This window comes from Nocardioides sp. (genome assembly GCF_035697785.1).
Classification (GTDB): Bacteria; Actinomycetota; Actinomycetes; order Propionibacteriales; family Nocardioidaceae; genus Nocardioides_B.
The window spans coordinates 25646-50292 of sequence record NZ_DASSCL010000067.1; the positions used below are offsets into that span (position 1 = coordinate 25646).

A 24647-nucleotide genomic window follows, 5' to 3' on the forward strand; every position below is an offset into this window, starting at 1 on the left:
ATCCCGATCATGCTCGTGGTTTCCCGTCCCGTCCCGCGGCCTGCGCGGCCCCGGCCGGGTCGATCACTGTGTCGACAACCTGACGCGCCCACGTCAGCAGCGCCTCGTCGCGGATGGGGCTGCCACCCACGACGGCGGTCGAGGGACGGGGCACGAGCATGGTACGCAGGTTGGCCTTGACGATGCTCTTGGGGTGCAGGCGGTTCAGGCGCACCACCGCGGAGTCCGGCAGCTCGACCGGGGCGAACCGGAGGTACTTGCCCTGCACCGTCACGTCGGTCAGCCCGGCCCCCCGCATCCGGGCCCGGAACCGGGCGACGTCGAGCAGGGACGCGACCGGCTGCGGCGGCTCGCCGTAGCGGTCCACCAGCTCCTCGCGGAGCAGCGTCACGTCCTCGTCGGCGCGGACCTCCGCGAGCCGCTTGTACATCTCCAGCCGGAGCCGCTCGCTCGGCACGTAGTCGTGCGGCAGGTGCGCGTCGATCGGCAGCTCGATCTTGACGTCGGCCGGCTCCGGTACGCCGTCGCCGCGGAACTCGTGCACCGCCTCGCCGACCAGCCGCACGTACAGGTCGAAGCCGACGTCGGCGATGTGCCCGGACTGCTCGCCGCCGAGCAGGTTCCCGGCGCCGCGGATCTCCAGGTCCTTCATCGCGATCGCCATGCCGCCGCCGAGGTCGGAGTGCTGGGCCAGCGTGGCGAGGCGCTCGTGGGCGGTCTCGGTGAGCGGCTTGTCGGGCGGGTACAGGAAGTAGGCGTAGGCACGTTCGCGGCCGCGACCGACCCGGCCGCGCAGCTGGTGCAGCTGCGAGAGCCCGAGCATGTCGGCGCGCTCGATCACCATCGTGTTCGCGTTGGAGACGTCGAGACCCGACTCCACGATCGTCGTACACACCAGCACGTCGAACCGCTTCTCCCAGAAGTCCACCATCACCTGCTCGAGCTGGTGCTCGCCCATCTGACCGTGCGCGGTGGCGACCCGGGCCTCGGGGACCAGCTGCCGGATCCGGGCGGCGGCCTTCTCGATCGACTGCACCCGGTTGTGGATGTAGAACACCTGGCCCTCGCGGAGCAGCTCGCGCCGGATGGCGGCGGTGACCTGGCGGTCCTCGTAGGCGCCGACGTACGTCAGCACCGGGTGCCGCTCCTCCGGCGGGGTGGTGATCGTGGACATCTCCCGGATGCCGGTGATCGCCATCTCGAGCGTGCGCGGGATCGGGGTCGCGGACATGGAGAGCACGTCGACCGACGTGCGCAGCCGCTTCATCTGCTCCTTGTGCTCGACGCCGAACCGCTGCTCCTCGTCGACGACGATCAGCCCGAGGTTCTTGATCCTGATGTCGGGGTTGAGCAGCCGGTGCGTGCCGATGACGATGTCGACCGAGCCCTCGCGCAGGCCCTCGATGACCTCGGCCGCCTCCTTGTCGGTCTGGAACCGGGACAAGCCCTTGAGCACGACCGGGAAGCTCGACATCCGCTCCGCGAACGTCGAGAAGTGCTGTTGCACCAGCAGCGTGGTGGGGACCAGCACGGCGACCTGCTTGCCGTCCTGCACGGCCTTGAACGCCGCCCGCACCGCGATCTCGGTCTTCCCGTAGCCGACGTCGCCACAGACCAGCCGGTCCATCGGCACGACCTGCTGCATGTCGCCCTTGACCTCGTCGACGGTCGACAGCTGGTCCGGCGTCTCCACGAACGGGAACGCGTCCTCCAGCTCACGCTGCCACGGGGTGTCAGGCCCGAACGCGTGCCCCTTGGTCGCCTGCCGCGCGGCGTAGAGCTTGATCAGCTCCGCCGCGATCTGGCGCACCGCCTTGCGGGCCCGGCCCTTGCGCTTGGACCAGTCGGCGCCGCCCAGCCGGTCGAGGCTGGGCTGCTCGCCGCCGACGTAGCGGGTGACCTGGTCGAGCTGGTCGGTGGGCACGTACAGCCGGTCCGGAGGGTGCCCCTTCTTCGAGGCGCCGTACTCGAGCACCAGGTACTCGCGGGTCGCGCCCTGCACCTCGCGCTGCTTCATCTCCACGTAGCGGCCCACGCCGTGCTGCTCGTGCACGACGTAGTCGCCGGGCTTGAGCTCCAACGGGTCGATCTGCCGCTTGCGCCGCGTCGGCATCTTGCGCATGTCCTTGGTGGACGCGCGCTGGCCGGACAGGTCGTCACCGGTGATGACCGCGAGCCCGTCGGCGACGAGGCCGTGGGCGAGCGTGGCGCAGGTGACGAGGGCGACGTCCGTGGGGATGTCGGAGGGCGACCCGATCGCGGAGACGAGCCGGACCGGCACGTCGTGCTCCTGGAGCACCTCGGTCAGCCGCTGCGCGGGACCGTGGCCCTCGTTGACCAGCACCACCCGGCTGCCGCCGGTGAGCCAGGTCTTGATGTCGAGGATCGCCCGCTCCATGTCGCCGCGGTACTCCTCCGCCGGCCGCACGTCGACGGGCCGGCTCTCGACCGCGCCGGACTCCCAGTCGACGTCCGCCCGGACGATCTCCCCCAGCGAGTCCCGGAGCGGGCCGGCACCCCGTTGGTCGAGCCCGTCACCCCGGTGGTCGAGCCCGTCGAGACCCTCGTCCGCGATGCCGAACGGCGACACGCTCCACCACGGCTTGCCCTGCTCGAGCGTGTGGGCGCGGACGTCGCCGAGAGCGCGGTACGACGCGGCGCCGAGGTCGATCGGTGCCTGCCCGCCGCCCGCGGCCGCGGCCCACGAGGCGCCGAGGAACTCCTCGCTGGTGGCGACCAGGTCGTGCGCCCGGCTGCGCGCACGCTCGGGGTCGAGGACGAGCACGTGGGTGTCCTGCGGCATCAGGTCGACGAGCATCTCCATGTCGTCGACGAGCGCGGGCGCCAGCGACTCCATGCCCTCGACGGCGTGGCCCTGGGCGAGCTTCTCGGTGATCTCGAGCAGCTGCGGGTGCTCCTCGCCGAGCACGCGGGCCCGCTCGCGCACCTCGTCGGTGAGCAGCAGTTCGCGGCACGGTGGCGCCCACAGCCGGCTCGCCGACTCCAGGGTGCGCTGGTCGGCCACCGCGAACGAGCGGATCTCCTCGACCTCGTCTCCCCAGAACTCCACGCGCAGCGGGTGCTCCTCGGTCGGCGGGAAGACGTCGACGATGCCGCCCCGCACGGCGAACTCGCCGCGCTTCTCGACCAGGTCCACCCGGGCGTACGCCGCGCCGGCGAGCCGTCGTACGACGTCCTCGAGGTCCGCCTCCTGGCCGACCGTGAGCTCGACCGGCTCCAGGTCCGCCAGCCCCTTGACCTGCGGCTGCAGCACGGAGCGGACCGGCGCGACGACGACCTTCAGCGGACCGTTGCTCGGGTCGGTGCCGGGGTGCCGGAGTCGACGCAGCACGGCCAGCCGGCGTCCGACGGTGTCGCTGCGGGGTGAGAGCCGCTCGTGCGGCAGCGTCTCCCAGGACGGGTAGTAGCCGACCAGCGCCGCGTCCATCAGCCCGCCGAGCGCGTCGACGAGGTCCTCGGCCTCGCGGGCGGTCGCGGCCACCGCGAGCACGGTGCGGCCGGCGTCGACCAGGCCCTTGACCACGAACGGCCGCAACGCGGCGGGACCGGTGAGGTCCAGCGACGGCACGGCGCCGGACCGGGCGTCGTCGAGGGCGCCGCTCAACGTCTTGTCCGCCAGCACCAGCTCGGCGAGGCCTGAGAGCGTGGGGGCAGCCACGTCGGTCACCTGTCGGTCATCTCCTTCACCGCAACACGACGGCCCCCGGTCGCGGACGACAGGGGGTTGGGCAACCAGTCTACGTGGCCGGCGACGTCGCCGGGCTACCGCAGCCAGCGGCGCAGCCGGGGCCGCTCCACGAGCGCGTGCGCCTCTTCGTAGGCGCCGAGCGCGGCCGACGCGGCGGCCTCCTCGAGGGCGTGCAGCCGGCCGAACGTGAACCCGTTGTCGCCGTCGAGGTGCGCCTGCACCCCCAGCTCGCGGAGCACGCGGCGGGTGAGCAGGGTGTCGCGATGGTCGCCCAGCGACTGCTGTACGGCCTCGGCGGCGGCCTCCATGCGGGCGGCGTCCTCGCCGAAGAGCGGACCCAGCGTCTCCGCGGCGTACCGCGCCCGCTTCGCGGCCTTGCGCACCTCGTGCAGGGCGGTCTCGTGGGCGCGCTCGTCGACGGCCTGTGCTGCCTGCCTCGCGCGGCGGCGCAGCCGTCGCCAGTCCTTGCTCAGCCGGCGGCGCGCGTCGACCTCGGTGCCGGTGGGCGGCTCCCGCCCGAACCGGTCCAGGTCGGCCAGCAGCCGCCGCCAGCGCTCGGAGTCGAGCAGGGCTTCCACGCGGGCCGTCACCTCCGGACGGCGCCGCCGGAGGTGGTCGTCGACGCGCGCCTGCACCCCGCCCAGCACCAGCTCGACGCGTTGGTCGCCGAGCACGGCCCCGATCCGCTCGTGGACCACCTCGAGGTCACGCACCGGGCCGAGCTCGCCGCCGGCCCAGCGCAGCTCGTCCTTCAACGGGGCGCACCGATCGGGGCCAAGCTCGCGCTTGAACGTCGTGAGCAGGCTGCGGGTGCGCCGCATGGCCACGCGCAGGTCATGCACGCCGTCGGGGTGCTCGTCGCGCACCATCTGGTCGGTCTCGTGGACCTGCGCGGTGAGCCCGTCCAGACGTTCGCTCAGCACCTCGGGCACCTCGGGCACCTCGGGCACGACGGGCGGGGACACGGATCGAGTCTTCCGCGTAGAGGTTCGCTCGACAACGGCCCAGTCGGCCCTACAGGGTCCTGCGCAGCAGATGGTTGACGTGGCCGGGCGGGTAGTCCACCTCGCGGCCGTACTCGACGTACCCACACTGCTCGTAGAAGCCGGGCGCCTGGAAGTCGAAGGTGTTGAGCTTCGACCACGAGCAGCCGCGCTCGCGGGCCTGTTGCTCGACGGACTCCAGGAGCGCGCGGCCGATCCCCGCCCCTCGTCGCGCGGGATCCACCCACATCGTGTCGATCGTCAGCCAGCGCCAGAGATCCTCGGAGTGGCCGACACAGCCGCCGACCAACCGGTCGTCCTCGACGGCGTAGGCGGCGACCGGCCGGGATCGCAGGTGCTCCGGCTCGAACCGCTGCCGGACGATCGCCGAGGCAGCGATGTTGTGCGCGACGAGCTGCTCGGTGACGGCGTCCTCGAGCCCGGCGTGCTTGCCGGTGCGGAGGGTCCAGGTCACGACGACGCGGCCGCGCGCTCGGCCTCGCTGCGCAGGATGCAGAACTCGTTGCCCTCTGGGTCCGCCAGCACGACCCAGCCGATCCCGGGCCCGTAGTGGTCGCGCTGGTCGTCGATCTCGGTGGCACCGAGGCCGACGACCCGGGCGACCTCCTCGTCACGGGTGCCGGTCTGCGGCCGGAGGTCGAGGTGCAGCCGGTTCTTGACCGTCTTGGTGTCGGGCACCTCGATGAACAGCAGGTGGTGACCGGTGTCCGGGGACACGATCATGCACTCCTCGTGCCCGGGCTCGTTGGGGTCGCCCTCGACGTCGACGTACCCGAGCACCTGCTTCCACCACTCGGAGAGCTCGTAGGCGTTCGCGCAGTCGACGGTGGTGTGCGAGACGTACGACGTCACCGGGCCAGCCGTCCTTCCAGCGTCGCGAGGTCAGGCAGGAACCAGATCTGGGTGCCGGCGTTGCTCTCCCGGACCAGGTCGGCCAGCGCCGTGCTCTCCTGGGTGTGGGCCGAGATGTCGCCGACCACGGCCAAGCCGACGCGGTAGTTGACGAACTTCTGCATCACCTCGCCGGCGAACCCGGTGCGCAGCCGGAAGAAGTCGGCGGGAAGCAGGTCGGCGGGGACGGCCACCCAGGCGACACCTTGGTACGACGCGTTGCCGACGAGGTCGACCACGTCGGTGAGGGTGTGCAAGGGGGTGGTGTCCGCCACCAGCACCTTGCTGTCGGTGAGTCCGCGGGTCGTCTCGGTCATCTGCCGACTCTCGGTGCGGCGCTGGTCCGCCGTCAACCGGGTTTCCTCACCGGCCCGCCGCAGCCCGCCCGCACGGTCGGCTAGGTTCGGGGACATGGCGTCCTCGAAGGCCCCGGCGGTCGAGCTCGAGGTCGAGGACCGCGTCGTCCGGATCACCAACCCCGAGCGGGTGTACTTCCCGGCGCGCGGCGAGACCAAGATGGACCTCGTCGAGTACTACCTGGCCGTCGGCGACGGCATCGTCAACGCCCTGCGCGAGCGCCCGTGCATGCTGCACCGGTTCCCGACCGGCGTCAGCGGCGAGAAGGTGCACCAGAAGCGGCTGCCGTCAGGTGCGCCGCCGTGGATGGAGACCGTGCGTCTGCACTTCCCGCGCTGGAACCGGACCGCTGACGAGCTGTGCGTCACCGAGATCGCCCAGGTCGTCTGGGCGGTGCAGATGTCCACGGTCGAGTTCCATCCCTGGAACAGCCGCCGCGCCGACACCGAGAAGCCCGACGAGTGGCGCATCGACCTCGACCCCGGCGACGAGTGCGACTACGCGACGGTCCGGCGGGTGGCGCACGTCGTGCACGAGGTGCTCGACGAGCTCGGCGCGACCGGCTACCCGAAGACCTCGGGGGGCAAGGGCATGCACGTCTACGTGCGGATCCCACCCGACCACGGCTTCAAGGACGTGCGCCGCGGGGCGCTGGCGTTCGCGCGGGAGGTGGAGCGACGTACCGACGACGTCACGACCACCTGGTGGCGCAAGGATCGCGACCCCACCAAGCTGTTCGTGGACTACAACCAGAACGCCCGCGACCACACCATCGCTGCCGCCTACTCCGTGCGCGGCAACCCCGAGGGCACGGTGTCCACCCCGATCCGCTGGGACGAGGTCGACGACGCCGAACCGGCCGACTTCACGATCGCGACCGTCCCCGAGCGCTACGCCGAGCTCGGCGACCTGCACCGCGACATCGACGACCACGTCTTCGAATTCACGCCCCTGCTCGAGTGGGCGGACCGCGACGAGGCCGAGGGCGCCGAGGTCCCCGACGTACCCGAGGAGTGACCGGCGCCGGGTGGCCGATTACCACGGTCCCGTGGTGAACTGCCGCTCCCCGCGGAGAGTTCACACCGGGAAGCGGGCGATTACCACGGGACCGTGGTAATTCACCCTCACCCCGCCAGCAACCCGTGCCGACCCAACACCTCGCGCAGCGCGTCCACCCCGTCGTCGAGGTGCCACTTCTCGGCGCGCATGCCGACCGAACGGGCGCTGTCCACGTTGGCCACGTTGTCGTCGACGAACAGCACGTCACCGGCGGGCAGGTCGAGCCGGCGCGCGATCTCCTCGAAGTACGCCGGGTCGGGCTTGGCCAGGCCGAGCTCGTAGGAGTAGAACGCGCCGTCGAGGATGTCGGCGTACCCGAGGTTCTCGTGCATGTACGTGCCGCGGCGCACGTCCTGGTTGGTCGCCAGGTAGCACGGCACCCCGGACGTGCGGACCTTCTCGAGGAGCTCGCGGCTCTCGACGACCGGCTCGATGGTGAGCCACACGGCCAGCGCGTCCTCGTAGGCGTCCTCGATGTCCCAGCGCCGCATCAGGTCCCGCAGCACGTCCACCCAACGGGCCTGCCCGGTCAGCGTCGCCTTCTCCGCCGCGAACGCCTCGGTGAGGAACCCCTCGACGTCGTCGACCAGGTGACCGACGGCCGGGCGCATCGACGCCTCCCAGCCGGCCGGGAGACCCTGCAGCACCCCGTCGGCGTCCCACAGCATCGCCCGCACGGTCATCGACTCGCCGGCCTCACTCGGTGCCGTGCCGCCGCACGAAGTCGACGATCCGGTCGGCGAGCTCCGGCCGGCACACGATCAGGTCCGGGAGCAGTACGTCGTCCTGGTTGTAGACCAGCGGCGAACCGTCGACCCGGCTGGTGAACAGCCCGGCCGCGCGGGCCACGGCGACCGGCGCCGCGGAGTCCCACTCGTACTGGCCGCCGGCGTGCACGTAGGCGTCGGTGACGTCGCGGGCCACGGAGATGACCTTCGCGCCGGCCGAGCCCATCGGCACCAGCTCGGCGTCGATCTCCTCGGCGAGCGCATGCACGAACGCCGGCGGGCGGGTGCGCGAGACCGCGATGCGCGGGCGGTCGGACGTGCGCGCGGGCACCTTCGGCGGCTGGCCGGTGTGGAAGGTCGTCCCCAGGCCGGGCTGCGCGACGGCCCCGGCGACGAGCTCGCCGGCGTCGGCACCGGTCCGGGACCACAGCGCCACGTGCACGGCCCAGTCCTCGCGGGGCGGCTCGGAGAACTCGCGGGTGCCGTCGAGCGGGTCGACGATCCAGACCCGGTCGGCCCCGAGGCGCGCCTTGTCGTCCTTGCCCTCCTCGGAGAGCACGGCATCGCCGGGCCGGTGCTCGGCGAGCAGCGCGACCAGCAGCTCGTGCGCCGCCTGGTCTCCAGCGTCCTTGAGCGCCTTGCCCTCGAGTCCCTGGCCGCGCACCTCGGTCAGCAGCTCGCCCGCGACGGTGGCCGTCCAGGCGGCGAACAGGTGGTCGTCGGCGACCACGTCCGCGGACGGGACGGGCAGGTCGTGGGTCTGGGTCACGGGGTTCTCCTCAGCTGTTGAAGCGGCTCTGGGTCTGGGCGAGGCCCTCGGTCAGGAGGGACTCGACGGCGTCGGCGGCGCGGTCCACCTGGAACGGCAGCACCTTGCGCTCGCCCGACGAGTAGTCGGACAGCACGAAGTCGGCAGGGTTCTGCCGGCCGGGCGGACGACCGATGCCGACCCGCACCCGGTGGAAGTCACCGGAGTCGAGCGACTTGCGCAGCGAGCGGAGCCCGTTGTGGCCGTTGTCGCCACCGCCGAGCTTGATCCGCAGCGTGTCGAAGGGGATGTCGAGCTCGTCGTGGATCGCCACGATCCTCTCGACCGGCACCTTGTAGAACTTGGCCAGCGTCGACACCGGACCTCCGGACTCGTTCATGTACGAACGCGGACGGGCGAGTACGGCGCGCACGCCGCCGACGCCCCCCGAGCCACCGAGCCGGCCCTCGACGACGTCGGCGCGGCCGGACTTGTGCGGCCGGAACCCCGACCCCATCCTGCTGGCCAGCTCGGCGGCGACGAGGTGGCCGACGTTGTGCCGGTGGCCGGCATAGGAAGGGCCGGGGTTCCCGAGACCCACGACCAACCAGACTCCGTCGGAGCTGGTCGGTTCGGTGCTCACGGGTACCCCGGCCTTCCTGTTCACGATCGACTTCAGGCGCTGCCACACCCGCCGAGAGTAGTGCGACAGCAGGAGGTCACTCCTCCTCGGCGGTCCCGCCCTCGGCGGCAGCCTCGCCCTCGCCCGCAGCGGCCTCGCCCTCGGCGACCGGCTCCTCGGCCTCCTCGCGCTCGATGCCGGCCTCGGCCTCGGCCTCCTCCAGCTCCGCCTCGAGCTCCTCGGCGGTGGGCGCGTGGGTGATGTTCACGATCAGCGTGTCCTCGTCGGCGAGGATCGTGGAGCCGCTGGGCATCTCGAGGTCGCGGACGAAGATCTGGGTGCCGACCTCGGCGCCCTCGATCGAGACCTCGACGTACTCGGGGATGTGGGTGGCCTCGGCCTCGACCGTGATGGTCGAGTGCTCGGTCACCACGAGCGCGTCGGGGCCGGGCTCACCGTTGAGGTGGACCGGGATCTCGACGGTGACCTTCTCGCCCTTGCGGACCAGGATCAGGTCGAGGTGCTCGAGGAAGCCCTTGATCGGGTCCCGCTGGATCTGCTTGGGCAGCGCGAGCTGCTCCTTGCCGTCGACTGTCAGCGTGAGCAGCGCGTTGGCGCCGCCGTGCTTGAGGGCCAGCATGGTGTCGTGGCCGGGCAGGGTGATGTGGACCGGGTCGGTGCCGTGGCCGTAGAGCACCGCGGGGACCTTGTCGGCGCGACGGATGCGGCGTGCGGCACCCTTGCCGAACTCGGTGCGCGGCTCAGCCTGGATGTTGCTCTCGGACATGCGTGAAACTCCTCAACTGAATGCGATCAACTTCGTGCGTTCGTCGGGCCACGGCGATCGAGGAGGGGGCGCACCGGACACGGGCGCACGACCGGGCCGGAGAACCAGCAGGCCGGTCGAGCCACCGCGTCGATCACGGAGCGAGAACGTCTCCCTCGCCGAGGCAACTGCCCGAGTCTAGCCGCGGCAGCCGGAGCACGCGAATCCGACGAGCGTCACCGCCACGGATCGGTCCGGGTGCGCAGGTCGGCGAGGGAGAGCGAGGGTGCCGTCGTCGAACCGGCCTCCTACGCTGGCGTGGATGGACAAGGACGAGGTCTGGCGACACATCCACGAGCAGCGTCGGGCGCTGGCCGCGCACCTCGCGACTCTCGACGCGGACCAGTGGGAGCAGCCCTCGCTCTGCTCGGGCTGGACCGTCCGCGACGTTGCCGCCCACGTGATCTCCACACCTCAGATCGGTCTCGGCGAGACTCTGCGGCTGGCCCCGTCCCTGCTGCGGGGTTACAACCAGGCGATCTTCCGGGACGTGAAGCGGCGCGGGCTGGCCACGCCCGATGCGATCCTCGCCGACTACGAGCGGTTCGACGGCTCCCGGCACCGTGTACCGCTCACGACGGTCGTCGATCCGCTCATAGACGTCCTCGTGCACACCCAGGACATGCTGCGGCCGCTGGGGGTGGAGCACCACATGCCACCCGATGCCGCCGCGGTCGCGGCCGACCGGGCCCGGCTGGCGGCGCCGCTGTTCGGGACCGCGCGGCTCGTGCGCACCCATCGACTGGTCGCCACCGACACCGACTGGGCGCGCGGGCGCGGCAAGGTCGTCGAGGCGCCGATGGAGGAGCTGCTGATGCTCGTCACCGGCCGGGCGGCCGAGGCGGGTCTGGCTACTGGGCCTGACCGTCGAACAACGAAGTGACCGAGCCGTCCTCGAAGACCTCGCGGATCGCGCGGCTGATCAGCGGCGCGATGGAGAGGCAGGTGAGCTTGTCGAACCGCCGCTCCGCCGGGATCGGCAGCGTGTTGGTGACGACCACCTCCGCCGCCGGGCAGTTCTTCAGCCGGTCGACGGCGGGGTCGGAGAGGATCGCGTGCGTCGCGGCGATCACCACGCCTGCGGCGCCGTCGTTCATGAGCGCGTCGGCGGCCTTCACGATCGTGCCGCCGGTGTCGATCATGTCGTCGACCAGCACGCAGATCCGGCCGGTGACGTCGCCGACGACACGGTTGGCGACCGACTCGTTGGGCCGGTGCTCGTCGCGGGTCTTGTGGATGAACGCCAGCGGGGCGCCGTTGAGGCGGTTGGACCACTGCTCGGCCACCTTGATCCGGCCTGCGTCCGGCGACACGACGGCCAAGCGCTCGTGGCCGTACTTCGCCGCGACGTGCCGCGACAGGATCGGCAGCGCCATCAGGTGGTCCACCGGGCCGTCGAAGAAGCCCTGGATCTGCGCGGTGTGCAGGTCGACCGCGATCAGCCGGTCGGCGCCGGCGGTCTTGAAGAGGTCGGCCATCAGCCGTGCCGAGATGGGCTCGCGGCCGCGGTGCTTCTTGTCCTGCCGGGCGTAGCCGTAGAACGGCATCACCACGGTGATCCGCTTGGCGGACGCCCGCTTCAGCGCGTCGACCATGATCAGGTGCTCCATGATCCACTCGTTGATCGGAGCGGTGTGGCTCTGGATCACGAAGGCGTCGGAGCCGCGGACCGACTCCTCGAAGCGGACGTAGATCTCGCTGTTCGCGAACTCGTACGCCGAGGTGGGCACCAGCCCCGTGCCGAGCAGCTCCGCGACCTCCTCGGCGAGCTCGGGGTGGGCGCGGCCGCTGAAGACCATCAGGTTCTTCTCCGTCGTGCGCTTCAGTCCGCTCGCCACAAAGGTCTCCTCGAGCTCGGGGTCAACCCGATTGTCCCGCAGACCCGCCGTCGGAGGCGACTCGGGGCGGCTCGCTGTGCGGCGCCTCGCTCGGCTGTGCCCCAGCAGCCGCAGCCGCCTCGGCCGACGCCGTGCCGGCCCGCCTCTTGAGCACCCAGCCCTCGAGGTTGCGCTGCGGCCCGGTCGACACCGCGAGCGCGCCCGGGGGCACGTCGCGTCGTACCACGGTGCCGCCGCCGGTGGTGGCGCCGTCGCCGATCGTGACCGGCGCGATGAACGTGTTGTTGGAGCCGGTCTTGGCGTGCCGGCCCACCGTCGTGCGGTGCTTGGCGACCCCGTCGTAGTTGGCGAAGATCGTGCCCGCCCCGATGTTCGTGCCCTCGCCGATCTCGGCGTCCCCGACGTACGAGAGGTGCGGCACCTTCGCGCCGTCGCCGACCTGGGCGTTCTTCGTCTCCACGAACGTGCCGATCTTGCCGCGCGCCCCCAGGACGGTGCCCGGCCGCAGGTACGCGAACGGACCCACGTCGGCGCCCTCGCCGACAACCGCCAGCTCGCCGTGGGTTCGTACGACGCGGGCGGCGCGGCCGACCTCGACGTCCTTGAGCGTCGTGTCCGGACCGACGACGGCGTCCTCGGCCACGACGGTGGCCCCGAGCAGCTGCACGCCCGGCAGCAGCGTCACGTCCGGCTCGAGCACCACGTCGGCGTCGACCCACGTCGTGGCCGGGTCCATCACCGTCACGCCGTCGCGCATCCAGCGGTTCACGATCCGGCGGTTCAGCTCGGCACCGAGCGCGGCGAGCTGGGCACGGTCGTTCGCACCCTCGGTCTGCATCACGTCGTCGATCAGGTGGGCGCCGACGGGCCGGCCGTCCGCGTGTGCGATGCCGACGACGTCGGGGAGGTAGTACTCCCCCTTGGCGTTGTCGTTGGTGATCCGGGAGAGCGCATCGGCGAGGAACTCCCCGTCGAACGCGAACACGCCGCTGCTGATCTCCCGGACCGCCGCCTGCTCCGGCGTCGCGTCCTTGTCCTCCACGATCGCGGTGACCGAGCCGTCCGCGTCGCGGATGACCCGGCCGTAGCCGAACGGCTCGTCCAGCTCCGCGCTCAGCACCGTGATCGCCCGGCCTGCCGCGGCATGGTCGGCGACGAGCGCCGACAGCGTCGCGCCCTCCATCAGCGGCGTGTCGCCGGCCATCACGACGACCGTGCCGCTCGTCGTACCGACCGCCGCCCGAAGCGCCTCCAGGCCCATCCGTACGGCGTGCCCGGTGCCCTCTTGGGTCTCCTGCACCGCGAGCAACGCACCCGGCGCCTGCTCGAGCACGTGCGGACCGACCTGGTCGCGGCCGTGTCCGACGACCGCCACCACGCGGTCGGGCTGCACGGCGAGCGCCGCCGAGAGAACGTGGCCGATCATGCTGCGGCCGCACACCGGGTGCAGCACCTTCATCAGCTTGGACTTCATCCGGGTGCCGCTGCCTGCCGCCAGCACGATCACCGCTGCCGGTCGTACCTGCTCCACGTGGTTCTCCTCGATATGTCGGCGCAGCCCGTGGCGGGGGGAGCTTGCACGCGACGCAGCACGCTCGCGGTCTCCCGCTTCGCTCCCCGGGTAGGAGTCGAACCTACGTCGCTTGTCCTGATTCAAAGTCAGGCGGGCCCTGCCGACAGACCAACCGGGGATCACCCCCCGCCGGCCCGTCTGGCGGGACCGAAGCCTCGCCCGACAGACCTACCGGGGATCGCGACCGTTTGAGCAGCGGCCGCCGCGGGCAACAGACTACGCAAACCCGACCCTCGGGACGCCCGGGAACCCACCGCCGCGTGCGCGGGATCACGGCCCCGGCACCGCCGTTCGGTTTGAACTTACGGTCCCGTAGGTTACGGTTGCGTAGGTAAGCGCTTTTCGAGCCCGAAGGAACGAACTGCATGTCCGCACCTGCCCCCGAGCTCGTGAGAACATCCCCCGACCCCTCCCCGTCCGGGTCCGAAGACCTCTCCAGCATCAGCGCCACCCTCGGCGGGGACACGCTCTCCCGCCTCGACCAGGTCGTGCTCGGCATCTTCATCGTCGTCCCGTTCCTGGCCCTCGTCGCCGCCGTCCCGATCGCCTGGGGCGGCTGGCTGGGCTGGACCGACGTCGCCATCGCCGTCTTCATGTACTTCCTGACCGGTCACGGCATCACGGTCGGCTTCCACCGGCTGTTCACGCACAAGTCCTACAAGCCGAACCGTGCGGTCAAGATCTTCTGGGCGGTCGCCGGCTCGATGGCGATCCAGGGCCCGGTCGTGCGCTGGGTGGCCGACCACCGCAAGCACCACAAGTTCTCCGACCGCGACGGCGACCCGCACTCGCCGTGGCGCTACGGCACCGGCGTCGGCGCCCTGACCAAGGGCTTCCTCTACGCCCACATGATGTGGCTGTTCAACCCGGAGCAGACCCCGCAGCGCAAGTACGCCCCCGACCTGATGAAGGACCCCGACATCGTCAAGGTGTCGCGGCAGTTCCCGGTCTGGGTGCTCGTGTCGCTGCTCCTCCCCGCCGTCGCGGGTGGCCTGGTGACGATGTCCTGGCAGGGCGCTCTTACCGCGTTCTTCTGGGGCTCCCTGGTGCGCGTCTCGCTGCTGCACCACGTCACGTGGTCGATCAACTCGATCTGCCACACCATCGGCGAGCGCCCGTTCGTCTCCCGCGACAAGTCCGCCAACGTGTGGTGGCTCGCGATCCCGTCGATGGGCGAGTCGTGGCACAACCTGCACCACGCCGACCCGACCTGCGCCCGGCACGGTGTGCTCAAGGGCCAGCTCGACACCAGCGCCCGGATCATCTGGGTGATGGAGAAGCTGGGCTGGGTCGACGACGTGCGCTGGCCGGTCCGCTCGCGGATCGACGCCAAGCTGGTCGCCAACCAGGCGCCCCAGGCCGAGGCGGCCTGACCCCGATCGTCGTTCGCCGCGCGCACCCGACCGACGTACCAGCGTCAGTCCTCTGCGCTGCTTCAATGAGGAAGTGGCGGACGACGTGAGCGAGCCCAAGGCCAAGCGCAGCTCACGCGGACGGATGCGCTCAGCCGAGCGTCGCGAGCAGCTCATCTCGATCTCGCGCGGGCTGTTCGCCGAGCGCGGGTACGACGGCACCTCCATCGAGGAGATCGCCTCCCGGGCCGAGGTCTCCAAGCCGGTCGTCTACGAGCACTTCGGCGGCAAGGAGGGCCTGTACGCCGTGGTCGTGGACCGCGAGGTGCGCAGCCTGCTGACGATGATGCAGACCGCCCTGACCGCGGGACAGCCGCGGATGCTGCTGGAGCAGGCAGCGATGGCGCTCCTCGACTACATCGAGCAGACGCCCGACGGCTTCCGGATCCTGGTCCGCGACAGCCCGATCGGTTCGGCGTCCGGCTCGTTCGTCTCGATCATCGGCGACATCGCGAGCCGGGTGGAGCACATCCTTGCCGCGGAGTTCAAGAGCCGCGGCTTCGACGCCAAGGCGGCGCCGATGTATGCGCAGATGCTGGTCGGCATGGTCGGCACCACCGGGCAGTGGTGGCTGGACGAGCGCAAGCCGTCGAAGGAGCAGGTCGCCGCCCACCTGGTGAACCTCGCCTGGCACGGCCTGGCCGGCCTGGAGAAGAAGCCGACGCTGCGCAGCACGATGTAGCCCTCCTGCCGCCGCCGAAACCACCTGTCCGAGACGCCCTGGTCCGCTAATGTGCCGCGGGTGACGCGACCCGCCGCCGCTCTGGTCCTGCTGTTCATCGTCGCCCTGCTGGCACCCGTCGCACCTGCCGCGGCCAGCGACCGCGACGCCGCGGACCCGGCCCAGCCTTCGTCCCCGGCCGCCCGACCCGGCGCCCGGGTCGTGCAGTCGTTCGACCACGCGCGGATCGCCAAGGTCCGCAAGTGGCCGGGTCGCAAGATCACCTACTACGACGACACCTTGGACCCCGACGCGGTGAAGCGAGCGGTGCGCATCTGGAACACCAGCGGCATGAAGATGCGCTTCAAGAAGATCTCCAGCAAGCGCACGGCCGACCTGGTCCTGAAGAACTCCAAGAAGGTGCCGTCTGGTTGCGGCACCGGCGTCGCGACGCTCGGCTACACCGGACGGCGCCAGGCCTTCGTGCGCATCCTGCACGGCACCGACGCCGACGGACAGTCCTGCGCGTGGCCCGGCCAGACGTTGGTGCTGACACACGAGCTCGGCCATGTCCTCGGCCTGCAGCACGACGACTCCCGCTGCTCGGTGATGAACAGCTACCACGTCAACGGGGTGGCGCCCGGCCAGTGCTTCACCCCCGACCCCGCCGACTTCGACGAGTCACCCGGCCGGTGGTGGTGCGGCGGCCTGGTGAAGAAGGACATCAAGCGCGCCAAGCGCATGTACGGCGGCAGGGTCCAGGTGCCCGTCACGCCCTGGTGCGACATCGTGCCGCTGCTGCCCGCCACCGGTCCGGTCACGGCCGTCGCGACCGGCGGCAGCGGGGCGCAGGTGACGCTGCACCGGCACCCGGAGCCGGCGCTCCCGAGCTGGCTCGTCGGCTCGGCTGCTCCCCCGATGTACGAGGTGCACCTGACCCCGGGCGCGTGCTCCGCGACGGCCGGCAACGAGCTGACGATCGAGAAGCGCTACCCGTGGACCGCGGCCCCCGGCACCCCTGAGCTCGTGCTCGACGGCTTCTTCCCGGCCGGCGTGCAGTGCTTCACCGCCTGGGCCATCGACGCGTTGGGGCGGTACGCCGCCGCGCCGAGCACCACCCTGGTGACGGTGTCCTGACCCGCGGTCAGCTCGCGTCCATCCGGGCCTTGAGCATGTCGCGCTTGTCCTCGAACCGCAGCGCCTGCTTCTCGAGCTTCTCCATGAACTCGGCGAGCTCGTTGCGTGCCTGCTCGCCCTCGGCCGAGAGTCCCTCGATCTCGAAGACGTTCCAGAAACGGAGCACCGGCGCGACCACGTCGTCGCGGTGCTGGCGCAGGTCGTAGACGCCGGCCACGGCCATCTGCACGGCCTTGCGCTGGAAGCCGGCGATGTCGGTGCCGGGCATCGCGAAGGTGGTGACCACATCGGTGATCGCGCGCATGGCCTGGTCGGGGTCGAGCTCGAGGGCGCCCTGCAGCAGGTTGCGGTAGAAGATCATGTGCAGGTTCTCGTCCGCGGCGACGCGGCCGAGCAGCTGGTCGGCGACCGGGTCGTCGGTGACCTTCCCGGTGTTGCGGTGGGACACCCGGGTGGCGAGCTCCTGGAACGACACGTAGGCCAGCGACCGGAGCAGGTCCTGGCTGTGCGCCGACTCGTAGCCCGTCGACATGTGGTCCATCCGGAGCCGCTCGAGCTCGATCGGGTCGACGGCGCGCGTGGTGAGCAGGTAGTCGCGGATCGCGATGCCGTGCCGACCCTCCTCGGCGGTCCACCGGTGCACCCATTCGCCCCAGGCGGCCTCACGGCCGAACAGCGAGGCGATCTCGTGGTGGTAGCTGGGCAGGTTGTCCTCGGTCAGCAGGTTGACGATCAGGGCCGACCTGGCGACGTCCGACATCTGGGAGTCGTCGTGCGACCACGGGTCACCGTTGAGTGGCCCGTCGTAGTTGCGTCCGTCGGTCCACGGCACGTACTCGTGCGGGAACCATTCCTTGGCCACCTTCAGGTGCCGGTTGAGGTTCTCTTCGACCACCTGCTCGAGCTCGAGCAGGAATTGGGTCTGGGTCATCGTGGTCATGGGTCTCTCCCTCATCGGTGGCGGTCGGACCCGTCCCAGCCACCGTAACCTACGCAACCGTAGGTTGCGAACCGTGGTTCACGACGTGGCCAGCAGCTCGACCCTGTTGCCGTTGCCGTCGGCGGTGTGGAAGCGGCGGTAGCCGGGGAAGTCGCCGTCCCAGGTCACCGGGAAGCCGGCGTCCCCGGCCCGGGACGCGACGGCGTCGACGTCGTCCACGAGAAAGGCGGGGTGCGCCTTCCTAGCCGGCGCGAAGTCCTCCTCGACCCCGACGTGCACCTCCACGGAACCGTCGCGGAACCAGCAACCGCCGCGCGCCGCGAGTGCCGGCGGCTTCTCCACCTCGGGCAGCCCGAGCACGTCGCGGTAGAACCGGCGGGCGGCGTCCTCGCCACCGACGGGACAGGACACCTGCACGTGATGCAGCCTCATGCCATCTCTCCTAGGTACAGCTTCATGCCGATGTGGGACGGGACGAACCCGAGGTCCTCGTAGAACTCGCGAGCCCGCGTGCGTCTGGCGTTGGTGGTCAGCTCGACACGTGCGGCACCGCGGTCGCGCGCGAGGCCCACGATGTGACGGATCAGCTCGCCGCCGAGCCCCTTGCCTCGCAGGTCGGAGCGGACCCGGACCGACTCCAGGGAGCACATCAGGCCGCCGACGTAGGTCAGGTGCCTGACCCAGGTGACCTGGGCGGTCGCGACCACCTCGCCGACGAGCTCGCCGACGAGCAGCTGCTGGTGGGCGTCGCCCAGGATCTCCGTGAACGCGTCGGCGTACGACGAGACCGGCACCTCTGACTCGTCGACCTCCCGGATCACGTCCTCGCGGAGCAGCTGCACGACGGCCTCGAGGTCGGCCGGCCGGGCCTCGCGGATGTTCATGCCGGCACCTGCGCGACGACGAACACCCGACGGAACGGGAGCACCGTGCCGTGTCGCGCCGGCGGGTAAGCCGCGCGCAGCCGGGCCTTGAACTCCGCGACGAAACGCTCGCGCAGCCCGTCCGGCAAGGCCTGGATGGTCGGCCGCGCGCCGGTGCCACTGACCCACGTGAACACCGGGTCCTCGCCGTGCAGCACGTGCAGGTAGGTCGTCTCCCAGGCGTCCACCGTGCAGCCGAGCCCCGCCAACAAGGCGAGGTAGGTCTCGGGGCCGAAGGCGTCGGGAGCCGCGACGCCGGCGGTGTGCGCCGCGAACGGCTCCTCGGCCGCGAGCGCGCGCCGGATCACGTGGCTGGGCTCCTCGAAGTTGCCGGGCACCTGGAACGCCAACCAGCCGCCGGGCGCGACGTGCTCGACGAGCCGGGGCAGGAGGTCGAGGTGGCCGGGAACCCACTGCAGCGTGGCGTTGGAGACGAGCACATCGACCGGCTCGTCGGGCCGCCAGGAGCGCAGGTCCGCGACGTCGAACCGCACGCCCGGCACCGAACGCGCCTGCTCGACCATCGCGGCGGACGAGTCCAGGCCGCGCACCTCGGCCTCGGGCCAGCGCTCCGCGAGCAGCCGGGTCAGGTTGCCGGGCCCACAGCCGAGGTCGACCACGCGGCGTGGCGCCGCGGCCCCGACGCGGGCCAGCAGCTCGACGAACGGCCGACCTCGTTCGTCCGCGTAGACGAGGTAGCGGTCCGGGTCCCACACGTGCGTCATGACGCTCCTGACGGGTCGGGCGGTTTCAACAACTCTCTTGATGTCAAGATACTTGGATTCGAGAGACTTCGCCAGTGTTTCATTTCGGGCGATTATCTCGATGTCAAGAATCTCGACCAGTACCCTGAGCGCATGCAGGACGAGGTGGACCGGTTGGTCGAGGCGTGGCGCCGCGAGCGCTCCGACCTCGACCTGCGCCCGATGGAGGTGCTCAGCCGGGTCAGCCGCCTCAGCCATCACCTCGACCGGGCCCGGCGCCAGGCGTTCACCGAGCACGGCATCGAGTCCTGGGAGTTCGACGTCCTCGCCGCGCTCCGCCGGGCGGGCCCGCCGTACGAGCTGTCCCCCGGCCGGCTGCTCCGGGAGACCCTGGTGACCAGCGGCACCATGACCAACCGGGTCGACCGGCTCGCGGCTCGCGGCCTCGTGGAGCGCCTCCCGGACCCGCGCGACCGCCGCGGCGTGCTGGTGCGGCTCACCGACGTCGGCCGTGCCACCGTCGACGGGGCGATGTCCGCGCTGCTCGACCGTGAGCGCGACCTGCTCACCGGGCTCGATGCCGCCGAGCAGCAGCAGCTCGCCGCACTCCTGCGCTCCCTCGTCGTCCCGTTCGAGACGAGCTGAGACAACGATTCGTCTGCGATCCACCTGCGTGAATCACCCCATATCTCGCAGACGAATCGTTGTTCACTCCAGGACGGCAGCCGCCTCGAGCCACTCCTCCTCGAGTGCCTCCTTCTCGGCGGTCACCGCGCGCAGCGCCGAGTCGAGCTCGGCCAGCTTCTCGTAGTCGGCGGCATGCTCGGCCAGCTCCGCGTGCAGCGCGCTCTCACGTTCGGAGACTCGGGCCAGCTGCTTCTCGATGCGAGCGATCGCCTTGCGGGCTTCGCGAATCTCCTGGGTGGACGCCGCGGGTGAAGCGGGAGAGGCTGTCGTCTCGGCCGACGACGCCTGCAGTACGGCGGCGGCCAGCGCGGCCTCGCGTCGCTCGAGGTACTCGTCGACGCCGCGGGGCAGCATCGAGATCTTCCCGTCGTCGAGGAGGGCCCAGACCGAGTCACACACCCGCTCGAGGAAGTACCTGTCGTGGGAGACCACCACGAGCGTCCCGGGCCACCCGTCGAGGAAGTCCTCCAGGACGTTCAGGGTCTCGATGTCGAGGTCGTTGGTCGGCTCGTCGAGCAACAGCACGTTCGGCTCCGAGAGCAGCAGCCGCAGCAGCTGGAACCGCCGCCGCTCGCCGCCGGAGAGGTCGCCGACCCGGGCGGTCAGCCGGTCGCCCGTGAAACCGAACCGCTCCAGCATCGACGTCGCCGTGACCTCGCCGCCCCGCCCACTCCCGGCTCCGCCAGGGGCGACCCGGGTAACCCGCTTGATCCGCTCGACCGACGGCAGCACCCGCTCCTCGGGGTCGATCTGGTCGAGCGCCTGGGTCAGGTGCTCCAGGGCGACGGTGCGGCCGCGCCGGACGCGGCCGGCGGTCGGCGCCAACTCGCCGGCGACCAGCCGCAGCACGGAGGTCTTGCCAGCGCCGTTCACGCCGACCAGGCCGACCCGGTCGCCGGGCCCTAGCCGCCACGTGGCGTGCGAGAGCAGCGTCCGCTCGCCGCGCACGAGGTCGACGTCCTCGAGGTCGACGACGTCCTTGCCGAGCCGCTGGGTCGCGAACTGCTGGAGGGCCAGCCGGTCGCGAGGCGGCGGCTCGTCCTCGATCAGCGCGGTCGCCGCGTCGATGCGGAACTTCGGCTTGCTGGTCCGCGCGGGCGCCCCGCGGCGCAGCCAGGCGAGCTCCTTGCGCATCAGGTTCTGCCGCCGCGTCTCCGAGGCCGCCGCCTGCCGCTGCCGTTCCGCCTTGGCGAGCACGAACGCCGCGTAGCCGCCGTCGTACACGTCGACGACGCCGTCGTGCACCTCCCAGGTCCGCTCGCAGACCGCGTCGAGGAACCAGCGGTCGTGGGTGACGACCACCAGCCCCATGCCGTTGGGGGTACGCCGGAGCAGGTGCCGGGCGAGCCACGCCACCGCCTCGACGTCGAGGTGGTTGGTGGGCTCGTCGAGGACGACCAGGTCGTGGTCGCCGAGGAGCAGCCGGGCCAGCGAGCACCGTCGACGTTCGCCGCCGGAGAGACCGTCGACCGAACGGTCCAGGGCCACCCCGGCGAGCAGCACCTCGACCGTCTCCCGCGTCGTCGCGTCCGCGGCCCACTCGTGGTCCGCGCGGTCCCCGAGGACGGCCTGCCGCACCGTCGTGCCGGGGTCGAGGTCGTCGCCCTGCGTCAGGAAGCCCAGCCGCAGCCCGCGGTTGCGGGCCACCCGCCCCTCGTCGGGCCCCTCCAGGCCGGCGAGCACGCGCAGCAGCGTGGTCTTGCCGTCGCCGTTGCGGCCCACGACGCCGATGCGCTCGCCGGCGCCGACGCCGATGCTGACGTCGTTGAGGAGCGGCCGGACGCCGTAGGCCTTGTGCACCCGCTCGAGGCTGACCAGGTTCGCCATCAGGGCACGCCTTAGCCGACCATCTCGACGCGCGCGCCGCCGACCGGGCCCTCGGCGATCGTCACCGGTCCGCGGCCGGAGCTGCGCAGGCCGTAGCCGACCTGCTGGGCGTGGTCGCGCGAGGAGCACAGGAACAGGCAGCTGGGCCCGGACCCGGAGAGCAGCGCCGCGAGAGCGGTCTCCTCGATGCCGGCGGCGAGCACGTCGGACAGGGCCGGCCGGAGCCGCAGCGCGGCCGGCTCGAGGTCGTTGTGCAGCGACAGGGCGAGCTTCTCCAGGTCGTGTGCGCGCAGCGCCTCCATGAGCTCGTCGGGGATCTCCGGGTCGTCGAGCCCGAGCTCCTCGGAGATCACGTCGAACTCACCGTAGACCGCCGGGGTGGACAGTCCCTGGCCCGACAGCGCCACCACCCACCAGTAGTCGCCACGCACCATCGCCGGCACCACGACCTCACCGCGCCCGGTGCCGACGGCGGTGCCGCCGACGAGGGCGAACGGCACGTCGCTGCCGAGCTCGGCGGCCAGGCCCATCAGCTCCTCGCGCGGGGTCGACAGCTCCCACAACGCGTCGGCGGCGACGAGCGCGGCCGCGGCGTCGGCACTGCCGCCGGCCATCCCGCCCGCGACCGGGATGCCCTTGTCGATCCGGATGTCGAGGGCGGTCTTCACCCCGGCGTGCTCGGCGAGCAGCTGGGCGGCGCGGACGGCGATGTTGGACCCGTCCGCTGGTACGTCGGAGAGCGCCAGCCGCTCGTCCCCCGCGACGGTGACCGACCAGGTGTCAGCAGGACTCACGGTGACCTCGTCGAGCAGCCCGACGGCCTGGTAGACCGTCGCCAGCGGGTGGTAGCCGTCCGGTCGCACCGGCCCGACGCCCAGATGGAGGTTGATCTTGGCCGGGGCGGACGCCCGCACCCAGGACGCCCTCACCTCGCGGCCGCCAGACCCTCGGCGATCCGCGCGAAGTCCTCCACCCGGAGCTGCTCGCCGCGCTGCTGCGGGTCGATCCCGGCGTGGGCGAGTGCCGCCTCGGCGGCAGCGGCGGAGCCGGCCATGCGCTTCAGCGTCGAGCGCAGCGTCTTGCGACGCTGGGCGAACGCGGCATCGACGACCGCGAACACCTCCTCGCGGGAGACCGAGACCGGGGGCGGGTCGCGGTGCTCCCAGGCCACCAGGCCGGAGTCGACGTTGGGGGCCGGCCAGAAGACCGAGCGGCTGACCGCGCCGGCCCTGCGCACCTCGGCGAACCATGCGGCCTTGACCGACGGAACACCGTAGGTGCGCGACCCGGGCGCGGCGGCGAGCCGGTCGGCGACCTCGGACTGGACCATGACGAGCCCGCGGCGCAGCGACGGCAGCAGCGCCATTAGGTGCAGCAGCACCGGGACCGACACGTTGTAGGGCAGGTTCGCGACCAGGGCGGTGGGTGGCGGTCCCGGCACCTCGGTGACCCGGAGGGCGTCGGCGGCGACGACCTCGAAGCGGTCCAGATGGTGCGGTGCCCGGTCGGCGATGGTGTCCGGGAGCGCGGCGGCGAGCACCGGGTCGATCTCGATCGCCACCACCCGGCGTACCTCGTCGAGGAGGGCCAGCGTGAGCGAGCCCAGGCCCGGCCCGACCTCGACGACCACGTCGTCGAGGCCGACGCCGGAGGCACGCACGATCCGACGCACGGTGTTGGCGTCGATGACGAAGTTCTGCCCGCGCTGCTTGGTCGGTCGCAGGTCGAGCGCGGCCGCGAGCGAACGGACCTCCGCCGGCCCGAGGAGCCTCGGACCGGCGGAGGTCATGTCGTCGTCGCCCACGCGGGCGACACTATCCGTCGCCAGGCGGGGACCTACTGGGGCAGGCCGAGCTGCTGCGAGCAGTGCGGCCAGGAGCCGTAACCGCCGCCGTTGGCGTCGCGCACCTTGGTCGCGATCGCGATCTGGGTCTCGCGGCTCTGCTGGTGCGGGTAGCCCGGACCGCCGTAGGCGCGCCACGTGCTCAGCGAGAACTGCAGTCCGCCGTAGTAGCCGTTGCCGGTGTTGATGGCCCAGTTGCCGCCGGACTCGCAGTTGGCGATCTGGTCCCACACGGTGCTGCCACCGGCGTAGTTCGGCGCGGCGGGGGCCTCGACCGGACGCTCCTTGGTGCCGACGCGGACGACCGCGGCGACCGGCTTGCGCAGCACGGTCGTCTCGACGGCCTTGCGCGAGGCGACCTTGCCGTTCTCGAGGGTGATCTTGTAGACGACGCGGCGGGTGCCGTCGCGGCCCGCGCGGACGGTCTCGGACTCGTCGTCGAACATCGAGGAGTCGGTGCGCTCCACGGTGTCGTGGGAGACGGCCTCGGTGACCTTCTTGGTCACCTTGCGCACGTTGGTGAAGACCACGCGGTCGCCGTCCTCGAGGGTGGCGCCCAGCTTGGGCCGGACCTTGTCGTGCTTGTCGACGTCCACACCCAGCTCGTCGAGCGCCTGCCCCACCGTCAGCGCGGTGAGGGTCTTCTTGGCCGGCTTGTCGCCCGCCAGGCGGACCGTGAGCTTCTTGGGGGTCACCACGTCGAGGTCGAGACCGTCACGACCGATCGGGGCACCACGGCTGACCGACAGGTCGGCGGCCGCGACGCGGATCCCCACCTGGTCGAGCGCGGAGGACACGTCGGTGGCGGTGACCCAGTAGCGGGACTCCTCGCCGTCGAGGTTGACGTCGAGCGGTCGGGCGAACTTCACCGCGACGTTGCTCCCGTCGCTCACGGTGGAGTCCAGGCCGGGGGCGACGACGTCGCGCTCTCCGACGCTGATGTCCTGGCTCTCGAGGACGTCGGCCACGGTGTCACCGAGCACGCGGACCTCGGTCTCCCGGCCGTCGAGCGACAGGGTCACTGTCTTGCTCATCGCGGCGTACCCGACACCGGTGGCCGCGACGGCCAGCGTGACGGCCGTGACGAGGACGGCGAGGGCGGACTTGCTCCTGGTCAGCAGTGCGATGCGATTCCGCACGTTTCTCCAATGGTGGTGC

The 24647-nt window shown here is 71.4% G+C and carries 25 protein-coding genes and 1 tRNA gene; 6 read left to right on the forward strand and 20 right to left on the reverse strand.

Going from position 1 to position 24647, the window contains the following annotated elements; genetic code table 11:
* Positions 1 to 7: 7 nt before the first annotated feature.
* From mfd to VFH10_RS06900, 5 genes are all read right to left on the reverse strand, one after another.
* Positions 8 to 3679, reverse strand: a complete 3672-nt coding sequence (mfd, locus tag VFH10_RS06880; RefSeq protein WP_325127270.1) for a transcription-repair coupling factor — start codon at positions 3677 to 3679, stop codon at positions 8 to 10.
* Positions 3680 to 3783: 104 nt separating this feature from the next.
* Positions 3784 to 4674 carry a CHAD domain-containing protein gene (locus VFH10_RS06885; RefSeq protein ID WP_325127272.1) on the reverse strand — a complete coding sequence of 297 codons (891 nt, stop codon included), beginning with the start codon at positions 4672 to 4674 and terminating at the stop codon, positions 3784 to 3786.
* A 49-nt stretch (positions 4675 to 4723) separates the two neighbouring features.
* A complete protein-coding gene (locus tag VFH10_RS06890; protein WP_325127274.1) occupies positions 4724 to 5167 on the reverse strand; it encodes a GNAT family N-acetyltransferase in 444 nt (147 codons plus the stop codon).
* Positions 5164 to 5565 (reverse strand): VOC family protein, encoded by a 402-nt coding sequence (locus tag VFH10_RS06895; RefSeq protein ID WP_325127276.1) that lies wholly within the window; start codon positions 5563 to 5565, stop codon positions 5164 to 5166. The genes VFH10_RS06890 and VFH10_RS06895 overlap by 4 nt, the downstream gene beginning before the upstream one ends.
* The gene (locus VFH10_RS06900) at positions 5562 to 5921 is read right to left on the reverse strand and encodes a DUF4180 domain-containing protein (protein WP_325127278.1); all 360 of its coding nucleotides are present in this window, start codon (positions 5919 to 5921) and stop codon (positions 5562 to 5564) included. Before VFH10_RS06900 ends, VFH10_RS06895 begins: the two co-directional genes overlap by 4 nt.
* A gap of 94 nt (positions 5922 to 6015) precedes the next feature.
* Between VFH10_RS06900 and ligD the strand changes: the two genes are divergently transcribed.
* Positions 6016 to 6978 (forward strand): non-homologous end-joining DNA ligase, encoded by a 963-nt coding sequence (gene ligD / locus VFH10_RS06905; RefSeq protein ID WP_325127279.1) that lies wholly within the window; start codon positions 6016 to 6018, stop codon positions 6976 to 6978.
* A gap of 107 nt (positions 6979 to 7085) precedes the next feature.
* On the opposite strand, the gene VFH10_RS06910 is transcribed toward ligD, so the two are convergent.
* From VFH10_RS06910 to VFH10_RS06925, 4 genes are all read right to left on the reverse strand, one after another.
* Positions 7086 to 7703, reverse strand: a complete 618-nt coding sequence (locus VFH10_RS06910) for an HAD-IA family hydrolase (protein ID WP_325127281.1) — start codon at positions 7701 to 7703, stop codon at positions 7086 to 7088.
* A 13-nt stretch (positions 7704 to 7716) separates the two neighbouring features.
* On the reverse strand, positions 7717 to 8517 hold the full coding sequence (locus VFH10_RS06915) for a 3'(2'),5'-bisphosphate nucleotidase CysQ (RefSeq protein ID WP_325127285.1): 801 nt from the start codon (positions 8515 to 8517) through the stop codon (positions 7717 to 7719).
* A gap of 10 nt (positions 8518 to 8527) precedes the next feature.
* Positions 8528 to 9139 carry an aminoacyl-tRNA hydrolase gene (gene pth, locus VFH10_RS06920; protein ID WP_325127342.1) on the reverse strand — a complete coding sequence of 204 codons (612 nt, stop codon included), beginning with the start codon at positions 9137 to 9139 and terminating at the stop codon, positions 8528 to 8530.
* A 76-nt stretch (positions 9140 to 9215) separates the two neighbouring features.
* Positions 9216 to 9905 (reverse strand): 50S ribosomal protein L25/general stress protein Ctc, encoded by a 690-nt coding sequence (locus VFH10_RS06925; RefSeq protein ID WP_325127287.1) that lies wholly within the window; start codon positions 9903 to 9905, stop codon positions 9216 to 9218.
* Positions 9906 to 10206: 301 nt separating this feature from the next.
* Here VFH10_RS06925 and VFH10_RS06930 point away from each other — a divergent pair, with 301 nt between their 5' ends.
* On the forward strand, positions 10207 to 10827 hold the full coding sequence (locus VFH10_RS06930) for a maleylpyruvate isomerase family mycothiol-dependent enzyme (protein WP_325127289.1): 621 nt from the start codon (positions 10207 to 10209) through the stop codon (positions 10825 to 10827).
* Here VFH10_RS06930 and VFH10_RS06935 read toward each other — a convergent pair.
* From VFH10_RS06935 to VFH10_RS06945, 3 genes are all read right to left on the reverse strand, one after another.
* The gene (locus tag VFH10_RS06935; RefSeq protein ID WP_325127345.1) at positions 10796 to 11743 is read right to left on the reverse strand and encodes a ribose-phosphate diphosphokinase; all 948 of its coding nucleotides are present in this window, start codon (positions 11741 to 11743) and stop codon (positions 10796 to 10798) included. The genes VFH10_RS06930 and VFH10_RS06935 overlap by 32 nt on opposite strands.
* 61 nt (positions 11744 to 11804) lie before the next feature.
* On the reverse strand, positions 11805 to 13313 hold the full coding sequence (gene glmU / locus VFH10_RS06940; RefSeq protein ID WP_325127291.1) for a bifunctional UDP-N-acetylglucosamine diphosphorylase/glucosamine-1-phosphate N-acetyltransferase GlmU: 1509 nt from the start codon (positions 13311 to 13313) through the stop codon (positions 11805 to 11807).
* A gap of 82 nt (positions 13314 to 13395) precedes the next feature.
* Positions 13396 to 13474 (reverse strand) — tRNA-Gln (locus tag VFH10_RS06945).
* Positions 13475 to 13720: 246 nt separating this feature from the next.
* Between VFH10_RS06945 and VFH10_RS06950 the strand changes: the two genes are divergently transcribed.
* The 3 genes from VFH10_RS06950 to VFH10_RS06960 all read left to right on the forward strand — a co-directional run bounded on the left by VFH10_RS06950 (position 13721) and on the right by VFH10_RS06960 (position 16565).
* A complete protein-coding gene (locus VFH10_RS06950; RefSeq protein WP_325127293.1) occupies positions 13721 to 14728 on the forward strand; it encodes an acyl-CoA desaturase in 1008 nt (335 codons plus the stop codon).
* Between the two features lie 73 nt (positions 14729 to 14801).
* The gene (locus VFH10_RS06955; RefSeq protein WP_414689844.1) at positions 14802 to 15449 is read left to right on the forward strand and encodes a TetR family transcriptional regulator; all 648 of its coding nucleotides are present in this window, start codon (positions 14802 to 14804) and stop codon (positions 15447 to 15449) included.
* A 60-nt stretch (positions 15450 to 15509) separates the two neighbouring features.
* Positions 15510 to 16565, forward strand: a complete 1056-nt coding sequence (locus VFH10_RS06960; protein ID WP_325127295.1) for a M57 family metalloprotease — start codon at positions 15510 to 15512, stop codon at positions 16563 to 16565.
* Positions 16566 to 16572: 7 nt separating this feature from the next.
* Here VFH10_RS06960 and VFH10_RS06965 read toward each other — a convergent pair whose 3' ends face one another.
* From VFH10_RS06965 to VFH10_RS06980, 4 genes are all read right to left on the reverse strand, one after another.
* A complete protein-coding gene (locus VFH10_RS06965; protein WP_325127299.1) occupies positions 16573 to 17505 on the reverse strand; it encodes an acyl-ACP desaturase in 933 nt (310 codons plus the stop codon).
* A 78-nt stretch (positions 17506 to 17583) separates the two neighbouring features.
* Entirely contained in the window at positions 17584 to 17937 is a 354-nt protein-coding gene (locus tag VFH10_RS06970) for a VOC family protein (protein WP_325127301.1), read from the reverse strand.
* Complete coding sequence (locus tag VFH10_RS06975; protein ID WP_325127303.1) at positions 17934 to 18389, reverse strand: GNAT family N-acetyltransferase; 456 nt, start codon at positions 18387 to 18389, stop codon at positions 17934 to 17936. The genes VFH10_RS06970 and VFH10_RS06975 overlap by 4 nt, the downstream gene beginning before the upstream one ends.
* Entirely contained in the window at positions 18386 to 19153 is a 768-nt protein-coding gene (locus VFH10_RS06980) for a trans-aconitate 2-methyltransferase (protein ID WP_325127305.1), read from the reverse strand. Before VFH10_RS06980 ends, VFH10_RS06975 begins: the two co-directional genes overlap by 4 nt.
* 132 nt (positions 19154 to 19285) lie before the next feature.
* Here VFH10_RS06980 and VFH10_RS06985 point away from each other — a divergent pair, with 132 nt between their 5' ends.
* Positions 19286 to 19777: a MarR family winged helix-turn-helix transcriptional regulator gene (locus VFH10_RS06985; protein WP_325127306.1), complete on the forward strand. Its 492-nt coding sequence runs from the start codon at positions 19286 to 19288 to the stop codon at positions 19775 to 19777.
* 63 nt (positions 19778 to 19840) lie between these two features.
* On the opposite strand, the gene VFH10_RS06990 is transcribed toward VFH10_RS06985, so the two are convergent.
* From VFH10_RS06990 to VFH10_RS07005, 4 genes are read right to left on the reverse strand one after another with little or no spacing between them, the layout of a single operon-like run.
* Positions 19841 to 21646, reverse strand: coding sequence for an ABC-F family ATP-binding cassette domain-containing protein (locus VFH10_RS06990; RefSeq protein WP_325127308.1), 1806 nt, complete (start codon positions 21644 to 21646; stop codon positions 19841 to 19843).
* 11 nt (positions 21647 to 21657) lie between these two features.
* The gene (locus VFH10_RS06995; protein ID WP_325127310.1) at positions 21658 to 22575 is read right to left on the reverse strand and encodes a 4-(cytidine 5'-diphospho)-2-C-methyl-D-erythritol kinase; all 918 of its coding nucleotides are present in this window, start codon (positions 22573 to 22575) and stop codon (positions 21658 to 21660) included.
* Positions 22572 to 23435 carry a 16S rRNA (adenine(1518)-N(6)/adenine(1519)-N(6))-dimethyltransferase RsmA gene (gene rsmA, locus VFH10_RS07000; RefSeq protein ID WP_325127349.1) on the reverse strand — a complete coding sequence of 288 codons (864 nt, stop codon included), beginning with the start codon at positions 23433 to 23435 and terminating at the stop codon, positions 22572 to 22574. Before rsmA ends, VFH10_RS06995 begins: the two co-directional genes overlap by 4 nt.
* Before the next feature lie 47 nt (positions 23436 to 23482).
* Entirely contained in the window at positions 23483 to 24628 is a 1146-nt protein-coding gene (locus VFH10_RS07005; RefSeq protein ID WP_325127312.1) for a transglycosylase family protein, read from the reverse strand.
* Positions 24629 to 24647: the final 19 nt, after the last annotated feature.